The 1,209-nt window shown below is 40.5% G+C and carries 1 protein-coding gene; it reads right to left on the minus strand.

The features are described 5' to 3' along the window. Positions 1–57: 57 nt before the first annotated feature. Positions 58–1,098, minus strand: a complete 1,041-nt coding sequence (locus tag CWB72_RS19830; RefSeq protein WP_138635050.1) for an IS481 family transposase — start codon at positions 1,096–1,098, stop codon at positions 58–60. Positions 1,099–1,209: the final 111 nt, after the last annotated feature.

Here is a 1,209-nt window from a genome sequence, read left to right on the forward strand (position 1 = left end):
TGTACTAGCTCAGACTTGATCTGACAGTTACCCGTTTTTCAATCGGTGTCTGTCAGCTTAGATTTGAGCTAAATTCTTTTCTGCCCAAATACGTTTTCCATCTTCCAGTGTTTCAAGTGGCGTTCTGCCACAGCACACTTTTCCTTGATGCGTTCGGTCATTATTATAATAAACCATCCATTCGTCCAGCTCCTTTTGTAATCCTTCTAGCGAGCCATACAGCTTCTTGCGGAATGTGACCTGATAAAACTCGTTAAGTATCGTTTTGTGGAATCGCTCACAGATACCGTTGGTTTGAGGCGACATCGCTTTAGTTTTCGTATGGTCTATATCGTTAATTGCAAGATAAAGTTGGTAGTCATGATGTTCAACTTTGCCACAATACTCAGTACCTCGATCAGTCAGAATTCGTAACATTGGCAGCTCATGCTGTTCGAAATAAGGTAACACCTTATCATTGAGTATATCAGCCGCTGTAATCGGTGTTTTAGTAGTGTACAGCTTTGCAAACGCCACTTTGCTATAGGTATCAACAAATGTCTGCTGATAAATACGGCCAACACCTTTAAGGTTGCCAACATAAAATGTATCTTGCGAGCCTAGATAGCCTGGGTGCTCCGTTTCGATTTCACCACACGCTTCATCATCATTTTTCTTTTTCTCAAGTGCAGCGATTTGGCTGTCAGTTAAGATAATACCTTCGCTCGCTACTTTGTCTTCCAACGCTTTCAGACGCTTCTTAAAGTTCTCTAAGTTATGGCGCAACCATATTGAACGAACACCACTGCCTGATACAAAAACACCTTGCTTCCTCAATTCATTGCTTGTTCGATGCTGGCCGTGAGCTGGGAAATCAATAGCATACTTAATCACTGCTTGTTCAGTCTCTTCATCGACTCTGTTTTTGATGTTTGGAGACCTGCGACTTTTATCAATTAACGCATCCAAACCACCGTCTTCGACCAGTTCTTGATATCGATAAAACGTGTCTCTGGAAACGCCCATGACTTTACAGGCTTTAGAAACATTACCTAATTCTTCAGCAAGATTAAGTAAACCAGTTTTGTGTTTAATGATTGGGTTGTTAGTATGTAACATGAGAGTTACCACCTTTGGGTTGTTTTGATTAAAAGATTCGACACCTTTATCAAAACGGGTAACTCTCAATTTTTCAAATCGAAAATGTCAGATCAAGTCAAGACTAATTCA

It is taken from the genome of Pseudoalteromonas phenolica, from assembly GCF_005886345.1.
Taxonomy (GTDB): Bacteria; Pseudomonadota; Gammaproteobacteria; order Enterobacterales; family Alteromonadaceae; genus Pseudoalteromonas; species Pseudoalteromonas phenolica_A.

What these genes read in the sequence shown, in the direction of transcription:
- CWB72_RS19830 (WP_138635050.1), bottom strand. Translation starts at nt 1,098, where the DNA reads ATGTTACATACTAACAACCCAATCATTAAACACAAAACTGGTTTACTT.